The organism is Peribacillus sp. NPDC096447, assembly GCF_044762725.1.
Classification (GTDB): Bacteria; Bacillota; Bacilli; order Bacillales; family DSM-1321; genus Peribacillus.
This window is the reverse complement of sequence record NZ_JBIWEV010000022.1, coordinates 1-7,919: the sequence shown is the minus strand read 5'-3', so window position 1 is coordinate 7,919 and position 7,919 is coordinate 1. Positions and strand designations below refer to the sequence as shown.

At 37.8% G+C, this 7,919-nt stretch carries 6 protein-coding genes; 5 read left to right on the top strand and 1 reads right to left on the bottom strand.

What is annotated here, in order from left to right; genetic code table 11:
• Positions 1-881 precede the first annotated feature (881 nt).
• The 5 genes from ACIQZD_RS26060 to ACIQZD_RS26040 all read left to right on the top strand — a co-directional run bounded on the left by ACIQZD_RS26060 (position 882) and on the right by ACIQZD_RS26040 (position 6,575).
• A complete protein-coding gene (locus tag ACIQZD_RS26060; RefSeq protein WP_402907762.1) occupies positions 882-2,084 on the top strand; it encodes an MFS transporter in 1,203 nt (400 codons plus the stop codon).
• A gap of 67 nt (positions 2,085-2,151) precedes the next feature.
• Positions 2,152-2,913, top strand: a complete 762-nt coding sequence (gene aroD, locus ACIQZD_RS26055) for a type I 3-dehydroquinate dehydratase (protein WP_402907759.1) — start codon at positions 2,152-2,154, stop codon at positions 2,911-2,913.
• Between the two features lie 59 nt (positions 2,914-2,972).
• Entirely contained in the window at positions 2,973-3,857 is an 885-nt protein-coding gene (locus tag ACIQZD_RS26050) for a shikimate dehydrogenase (RefSeq protein WP_101226132.1), read from the top strand.
• 268 nt (positions 3,858-4,125) lie between these two features.
• Positions 4,126-5,334, top strand: coding sequence for an MFS transporter (locus ACIQZD_RS26045; protein WP_402907755.1), 1,209 nt, complete (start codon positions 4,126-4,128; stop codon positions 5,332-5,334).
• A 227-nt stretch (positions 5,335-5,561) separates the two neighbouring features.
• Positions 5,562-6,575, top strand: coding sequence for a LacI family DNA-binding transcriptional regulator (locus tag ACIQZD_RS26040; RefSeq protein WP_402907753.1), 1,014 nt, complete (start codon positions 5,562-5,564; stop codon positions 6,573-6,575).
• A gap of 118 nt (positions 6,576-6,693) precedes the next feature.
• On the opposite strand, the gene ACIQZD_RS26035 is transcribed toward ACIQZD_RS26040, so the two are convergent.
• On the bottom strand, positions 6,694-7,251 hold the full coding sequence (locus ACIQZD_RS26035) for a shikimate kinase (protein ID WP_053533572.1): 558 nt from the start codon (positions 7,249-7,251) through the stop codon (positions 6,694-6,696).
• Positions 7,252-7,919: the final 668 nt, after the last annotated feature.

The window sequence follows — 7,919 nt, the reverse complement described above, 5'->3', positions numbered from 1 at the left end:
TTCAGCGCCGATGGTAGTTGGGGGTTTCCCCCTGTGAGAGTAGGACGCCGCCAAGCCATTTAAAAAGATCCGCCATCCGGCTGGTCTTTTTTTGCGTTTATGAAAATTATGAAGCCTTGTTATTTTCCATTATAGAGAAATTGTTATTTCACCCTGAGAAGGGTAAAAGTAAGATATTCTCCAGCCATACTTAGACATGGGTTATTCAATCCGATTGCAAATTACTGGATAATTGTATTTAAATAAGCAGCAGTACATATATTTTAGCTAAAAAGAAATTTATTCAGAAACTGGTAACTAAAAAAGTGGAGAATCTCGGGTTAGAAGGAAGCCCTAATAAATGATGAAATACTTTGTGTCACAGCAAATAAAAGTATGCTTCATCTTGTATGAACAGTAACGAATCCAAGGTATGGCTTTACTTTTAAGGTAAATAAGATCCAAAATGAGCACTTCGAAATCCAGAAATAATGAGTATGAGTAATTGCTTTATAGTTATTAAGGACTGCTTCATGAGTTTGACACAATTAAATTAGCGCAGTATAATAATTCAGTAGAACGATATACTAAATAAATTTAACTAATTAAATCTAGCATAAGTGTTAATTCAATACCTTTTGAATTTATAACCTAATCGGTTAGTAGAACGATATACCAATACTATTTGGTAAAAACGATGTACTAATAACTTATTAGTAGAACGATATACTAGTTATGCGATAAGTTAGTAGAACGATGTACTAATTAAAAGCGGGTTTACTTATTGTTTTATTTAGTACGTAATTTTGTTCTTGAATTTATGGTATGGGGCAAGGGGGCAACTTCTGAAAGGCTTAAGAATCAAATTGAATTTCGATAATTTTTTAATAGGGGTGTGTTTCATGAAAAATCCATTTATAAAAATGGCCACTGGTTTATATATTAGCTATTTTATTTTAGGCATGATCAATATTATCATCGGGTCAAATATGGAAAATTTGTCCGATCAATTAAACACAAGTGCCTCAGGGATAAGTTACTTGGTTTCTGCTATAGGAATCGGTAAGTTAGTTTCCTTGTTTTTCGCGGGTAGACTGTCGGATAAATTAGGAAGGAAACCATTTGTCGTTTCAGCATCTTTTATCTACCTGATCTTCCTTATAGGCATACCTTTGGCTCCTAACTATACATTGGCATTTATATTTGCTGTATGTGCTGGTATTGCAAATTCTTTTTTGGATGCAGGTACGTATCCAGCACTTATTGAGGCTTTTCAAAAGAAAGCTGGTTCCGCTACCGTATTAGTAAAAGCGTTCGTTTCAATCGGGGCCGCACTTCTTCCATTTATCATGGCGTTCTTTATAGCTAGAGATATGTTTTACGGGTATACATTCTTCTTAATGGCTGCTGTATATCTTGTTAATGGGTTTTTCCTGCTTAAGGTTTCATTCCCGGATCATAAAGCTCAAAGCCAAACTCAGAATGATGAACAAGCTGTGCCGGTTCAACAGCAATTCCTCTCAAAACCGAAGTTTGCTCAGGAAGGTTTGGCAGTCATACTATTAGGCTTCACATCAACTGCTTTATTCATGCTGGTTCAAGTCTGGCTCCCGAACTTCGGACAAGATGTATTGGGGCTAACCCAAGCTAAGGCTGTTCAATTGCTTAGTTACTATAGCATTGGCTCCCTTGTTTCTGTCATTTTACTAGCTGCTCTATTGAATAAAGTAATTAAGCCCATTACCGTCATGATTATCTATCCGGTCATTGCAGCATTATCTTTATTGTCACTCATTTACATCCAGCAACCATTCATAACTGTTTTGAGCGCTTTCTTCATAGGGCTTTCAACTGCAGGGGTATTCCAATTAGCCATGACAATAATCACAGAATTCTTCCCTGCCAATAAAGGTACGATTACTTCATATGTAAACATTGCAGGTAGTTCAGCCTTTATCATCATACCTTTCGTTACAGGTATCATTTCTAAGAGTGCTGGGTTAACTGCGGTCTTCTTATTTGATGTGGCAATTGCGGCAGTTAGTATTTTATTGGCCGTATTCGTAGCCTATCGATACAAAAAGGTAATTAAGGTTCCCAATTAAACGGTTTAGCTGAACATCAGTGGGGCATGAACCCCACTGATGATAATGATAAAAGGGGGAAACATCCATGCAAACAATCACGATCAAAGACGTAACGATCGGAGAAGGGGTTCCAAAGATCATCGTTCCTCTAATGGGGACAACTGAAGTAGAACTTGTTAAAGAAGTTGAAACGGTAAATGCGCTACAGCCGGATATCATTGAATGGCGAGTAGATGTCTTTGACCAAGTCGAAAGCTTAGAAGCCGTTTCAGATATGATTTCAAAACTTAGAAGTGCTGTTCCCAATACTTTGCTGCTTTTCACTTTTAGAAGCCATAAAGAAGGCGGAAACAAGGAAATCAGTGATGTTTATTATTTCCAACTTCTTCATACAGCAATTAAAACGAAGAATATTGATCTTGTCGATGTGGAGTTATTTTTTGAGGAATCATCAGTGAAGGAGACTGTAAAGGTAGCTGAGGAAAATGGCGTATACGTAGTAATGTGTAACCATGATTTCGATAAGACACCAGCAAAAGAAGAAATCATTTACCGATTGCGTAAAATGCAGGAATTTGGCGCCCATATTCCAAAAATCGCTGTAATGCCCCAAACGGTTGGTGACTTACTCGTTTTATTAGATGCAACTTACACGATGAAAACAAAGTATGCCGATCGCCCATTCATTACGATGTCAATGTCGGGTACAGGCCTGGTCAGCCGATTATCAGGTGCGGTGTTTGGATCTGCTTGTACATTCGGTGCCGGAAAAGAAGCATCTGCCCCAGGACAAATTCCTGTTACTCAATTAAGAGATGTATTGGAGATCATTGATCAAAATATTTAACTCATAATTCCTTCCAATAAGGAATTTATATAAACTTAAAAAATCAGGGGGAATAGAACATGGAAAATCTCGGACGAATTAATGGTAAAACAGAATTAGTAGGATTGCTGGCAACACCTATCGGACATTCTTTATCACCTGCCATGCATAATTTAGCTTTCGATAAATTAGGCTTGAATTGCGCCTATTTAGCATTTGAGGTTGGAAATGAAGAGCTGGAAGATGCAGTAAAGGGGATGCGTGCATTAAATGTAAAAGGATTTAACGTATCCATGCCTAATAAAATGAAGATCCTTCCATATCTAGATGAATTGGCAGACAGTGCTAAATTTTCTGGGGCCGTTAATACAGTTGTCAATGTTGATGGAAAGTTCGTAGGGCACAGCACAGACGGAATGGGATATACTCGGAACCTAAAAGAACATGGTATAGATATTAAAGGAAAGAAAATGACTCTTATCGGTTCTGGCGGAGCTGCTACTCCAATTGCCATTCAATCTGCGCTGGAAGGTGTGGCGGAAATCAGCATTTTTGCTCGTGATGATGCTTTCTTCCCGCAAGCAGAAGAGAATGTACGAATCATCAATGAAGATATGAAGCACTTAAATGTTAAAGCCAATGTATACCCTCTTGAAAATGTTGAACAATTAAAGGCTGAAATCGCAACTAGTGATATTTTGGCAAATGGAACTGGCGTTGGCATGAAACCCCTTGATGGCTTAAGTGTCATTCAAGACGAATCAATGCTGCGTCCTGATTTAATCGTAACAGATGTTGTTTACATCCCACGTAAATCAAAACTAATGGAACAAGCTGAGGCTGCGGGTGCTACAGCTATTAATGGTCTTGGGATGATGCTTTGGCAAGGTGCACTGGCCTTTGAATTATGGACAGGTCAACAGATGCCTGTTGATTACATCAAAGAGCAATTGTTTGCAGAATAATACGATTCCACTCTGGAGATTATTCTCCAAATAGAGGTTTTTTCATTCTTGATGTGCATCATCGTTAATTGATTACATTAAATGAGTGCAGATACCTCAGAGCTAAGAAATGCAGGGAGTGAAATCCCTTGTTTTTCTTAGCGTTTTTTTTTGAAAAGTGGTTTTCATTTAAATGGATAACATAAAGGGGAGGCTTTAATGTCATTACATTTTGCATTAAAGCGTTCTAGGGGAGAAACACAACGTGATTTATTATAGGGGTGTAATAATGAAAAATCAGTATTTTAAAGCGGCATCTGGCATGTATATTAACTATTTCCTGCTAGGGATGGTAAATATAATTCTCGCCTCAAACATGCCCTCTTTAACAGAACAATGGGATACGGACTCTACTGGCATCAGTTATCTCATTGCAGCAATAGGAATAGGCAGATTACTCACGTATGGTCTCTCGGGAGTATTATCAGATAAATTTGGGAGAAAGCCATTGATCATTGTCTCTTCGGTAATAATGGGAGTTTTTTTATTAGGGATTCCATTTTCCCCCACATATGAAATGGCGTTTGTATTTGCTTTACTTGCGGGAATTTCGAACTCAGCCATGGATGCTGGTACATATCCGGCGCTAACTGAAATGTTTCCTGAATCTGCTGGTTCCGCCAGTGTTATGGTTAAGGCTTTTGGTTCTCTTGGTGCAACCATCCTTCCATTCATCATCTTGTTTCTTACTAGGAACGAATTATTTTACGGGTTTGCATTTTTATTACCGGCTGTAGTCTACTTCTTGAATATGTTCTTTGTTTTGTCCGCTTCTTTTCCAAAAAGCAAATCCGATGCTGTCAGTCATGAGGAGGATTTGCATAGTAACAGGTTCATAACTGAACCTAAATTTTGGAGCGAAGGAGTCGCACTAATCATAATTGGGTTTACATCAACTGCGTTATTTACAGTTTCGCAAATCTGGTTACCGAGCTTCGGCCAGGAAGTCGCAGGGATGCCATCTTCAAGTGCAATTAAATTATTGAGCTATTATAGTGTTGGATCACTGATTTCCGTCCTGCTATTATCCATCTTATTAAACAAATGGATTAAGCCCGTGACGGTGATATTGCTTTATCCAATGATTACTTTACTTACGGTAATCATCATATTAACGATTCATTCACCCATTGTCTTAAGTATTAGCTCCTTTTTCCTTGGAGCCTCGACAGCAGGGATATTTCAATTAACCATTGCAATAATGACTGAACTCTTCTGGAGGAAAAAAGGAACTGTAACAGGGATCGTTGCGACGGCTTCCAGTTTGGCGAGCGTCATTTTACCAATTGCAACGGGCTTGATTGCTAAGAGCGGGGATATAGCACATATATTTCTTTTCGATTGCTTTATTGCAACTATTGGAATCCTGGCTGCAGCTTTTGTTTATTACCGATATAAAAAGTTGACACAGCACCAGACCATATTTAACCATGGCTAATAAATATGAAGGATTACTTAAAACTCCATCTTCTAGAACTAGGGTGGCGTTTTTTTTTTTGGGACTAATGAATATTGGATATAGATGTATTGGAGTGAGTATTAATCGATGGTATACCCATGTTCCAAAAGCAAGGGTGTAATAATGACAGTAACTATATTATTATTATAGTAAGAACATGATAATAATAAGTACATCAAAAATACATTCAAGATGGTGAATGAACTATGAAACAATCCAAAAAAGGGCGGGTCACACTGCAAGAGGTAGCGAAACATGCTGGGGTTTCTACATCCACTGCTTCCCTTATCGTTCGCAATAACCCTCGAATATCGGAAGCGACGCGAAAAAAGGTATTAAAATCCATGCATGAACTGGGTTATGTATACGATAGAATCGCAGCCAACCTAAGGTCGCAGAGTTCTGATACTGTAGGAATCATTATTACCGACATATCAAACACCTTTTTTTCTGAATTCCTGATAGGCGTTCATGACGCATTGGATGAGGTCGGGTATACAGTGTTGCTGGGAACCACATTCGACTCGGTTGCCAAGCAAGACCATCTCCTTTCAACCATGATGGAACATAGGGTGGGAGGCCTGATTCTTTGTCCTGTCTCTGAAAGCTCACAAGATACAATTGAACGGTTAAATGAAATTGACACGCCAATGGTCCTTGCTGTTAGGGAACTACCTGGAGTGAATAGCGACTATGTAGGCATAGACTATCCAGAAGGAGCCAGGATGGCTGTTGATCATCTCCTTGGAAAGGGACATAAAAGAATTGCACTCCTTGGTGGCATCAAGGAATCTTCTACTTGGATCGAGAGAATGGAGGGATACCGTGAAGCTCTTTCAAGAGCGGGATTGGAAGTGGATGAATCGCTGGTGATAGATAGTGCCCCTACCCGGGAGGGAGGGCTGGAGGCTGTATTGAAAGTACTTGAGAATCCTAATCCGCCTACCGCGATTTTTTGCTTTAGCGACTTAATTGCTTTCGGTGTTATGCAAGGATTAATGATGAAAGGATTTACTCCTGGAAAAGATATAGATATCGTTGGGTTCGATAACGTTCCAGTCGCAGAAATCTATCATCCTCCGCTAACGACCATCTCCTCATTCCCTAGACGTATTGGAAAAGAGGCAGCGAATCTCCTGTATCAGCAAATGGAGAAAATTGAACGTGATCAACAGCGAATCATATTGAATCCAGAACTGATTATTAGAGAGTCTTCCTAATAAAGAAAAATAAAAAGGTGATTAGTTTACAGGAGGTTAGGTATCCATGCCGCTGTACCCTTTTCATCTTTTCTATTATTCTTTTATTGGGAAAATCGATTAAATGAAAGAGCTGGTCTTACTTAAGCGGTTCATAAATATCCCAGGCAACTTTCAATGAATCGACTATGAAGTCTGCAACTTCATCAACATCAAGATCATTGGTATTCACTTTTGAATGATGATAGGAGTATATTTCTTGTCTGGTGTAAAAGAGTTCTTCAATTTCCTCAAGGGACCGGCTTTGTAAAACAGGTCTACTATCAATAAGTAAGCCTATTCTCTCTTTCCAGTATTCCCAAGATAAGTCCAGGTAAAAGACAATGCAATTGGATAAACAGATATTCCGTATATCCTCTTGTAAAAATGCCCCGCCTCCAACTGAAATGATTTTCAATTGTTGTTGACTAAGGCTTTCAATCACACTTTTTTCTTTTTCGCGAAAAGCTTTTTCTCCAAACTTCTTGAATATTTCTGTAGTGGGCATATTGAATTCCTTTTCAATTTCTTGATCTATATCAATAAAGTCCCTATATAATTTCCTTGCTACTTTCTGTCCGATCGTCGTCTTTCCTACTCCCATAAAGCCAATAAAAACGATACTTTGCATCCTCAAAGATGTGTTTTTATTAATCATTTATAAATCCCTCTCCCAACTATTTTTATAATGATTAAAAGTCTATCCTGAAATTTTTAAAATATATTTATTATAGTACAAGAAAGTAAAATTGTAAAAAAATTTTTTAATATTTGGACAATGGGATTCGTGGTTTAACGGTTTATTTTTAAAGCAATCTATCCGAAATGAACAATCAACTTTTCAGTATTTGATTTATACATCTGATTACACGTTTACCTTCATCTATTCAGGTTGTTAATGCCATTACACATCACTGGCAGGTTTTATTGGTTTAGCCAAAAGCATTACTAGGTTGAAGGGAACTATGTTAATGGGTCTTTGATTTAATAAAATGGATGGAATTAATGATTTTGCTGGGGATTATTTGTTTTAAGCGGAAGCCAGGGTAAGAAAGGCACGTTTATTCCTCTATATAATTGCTTAAATCATTTAATAAGGAAATGCATTAAATGTGTTGACTTTATGGTGGGAAAGGATTAATATAAATAAGCACCAACTAAGACAAACGAAAAACTTCATCGCTTTTGGCAGGTTGCTGAAAGGAATAATAACTATTGACTTCTTACTACTAAAATGATAAGATGAAATGGTCGCTGAAAAACACAGCGATTTAAAATAAGTTAAAAACTTCGCAGAAGTTGACAACTAATCAATAAGATGTTATG